The sequence below is a fragment of the Streptomyces ossamyceticus genome (assembly GCF_001418475.1).
Taxonomy (GTDB): Bacteria; Actinomycetota; Actinomycetes; order Streptomycetales; family Streptomycetaceae; genus Streptomyces; species Streptomyces ossamyceticus.
In genome coordinates this window covers 1-1,057 of sequence record NZ_LIQX01000983.1, presented here as the reverse complement: position 1 = coordinate 1,057, position 1,057 = coordinate 1, and the positions used below count along the sequence as shown (strand labels likewise).

Below are 1,057 nucleotides of genomic sequence, written 5' to 3'. Positions count from 1 at the left end.
AGGTCCGCGGCAGCGGCGGGGTCGGCGCGTTCCACGAGTGCGAGGAGGGCGGTGAGGTCGCCGGGCCGGGTGCGAGGGTTGAGCAGGGTGGTCTTGAGCCAGAGCCGGCCGTCGAGGGCGGCGCGGCCGAGGACGGCGCGGCCGTCGTGCAGGAGTTTTCGCCGGATGGCGGCCACGGTGTCGTCGCTGGCGCGGGCGGGCCGGAACAGGACCGTGCTGATGGTGGGCCGGTCGTACAGCTCGAAGCCGGGGTGGGCGTCGATGAGTGCGGCGAACTCGTGGGCGAGGTCGCAGACCTGGTCGACGAGGGCGCCGAGTCCCGTGCGGCCGAGGGTCTTGAGGGTGGCCGCGATCTTGAGGATGTCGGGGCGGCGGGTGGTGCGCAGGGAGCGGCCGAGGAGGTCGGGGAGGCCGGCTTCGGTGTCGTCGTCGGCGTTGAGGTAGTCGGCGCGGTGGCCGAGTGCGGCGAGGTCGGCTTCGTCGCGGACGGTGAGGAGTCCGGCGGCGACGGGCTGCCAGCCGAGTTTGTGCAGGTCGAGGGTGACGGTGTGGGCGCGGTCCAGGGCGGTGAGCCGGGGGCGGTGGCGGGCGCTGAAGAGGAGCCCTCCGCCGTAGGCGGCGTCGATGTGGAGGCGGGCGCCGTGGGCCGCGCACAGGTCGGCGATGTCGGGCAGCGGGTCGATGAGTCCGGCGTCGGTGGTGCCCGCGGTGGCGGCGACGAGGAGGGGCCCCTGGAGCCGGGTGAGCGTGTCGTCGAGGGCGGCGGGGTCGAGGGTGCCGGCCGGGGTGGGGACGATGACGGGTTCGGGCAGGCCGAGGAGCCAGGCGGCGCGGGGCAGGGAGTGGTGGGCGCCCGCTCCGCAGACGAGCCGTACTCCGGTGTGGGCCTCGCGGGCGAGGAGGACGGCGAGTTGGTTGGACTCGGTGCCGCCGGTGGTGACGAGGGCGTCGGCGGCGCCGGTCTCGGCGGCGAGGGCCCGGGTGACGAGGGCTTCGAGGGCGGAGGCGGCGGGGGCCTGGTCCCAGGAGTCCAGCGACGGGTTCAGTACGGAGGCGG

At 75.6% G+C, this 1,057-nt stretch carries 1 protein-coding gene; it reads right to left on the bottom strand.

Translation table 11 applies throughout. The features are described from left to right. Positions 1-1,057 (bottom strand): pyridoxal phosphate-dependent decarboxylase family protein (locus AOK15_RS41215; protein WP_055524397.1); only part of this gene is annotated, 1,057 nt, incomplete at both ends.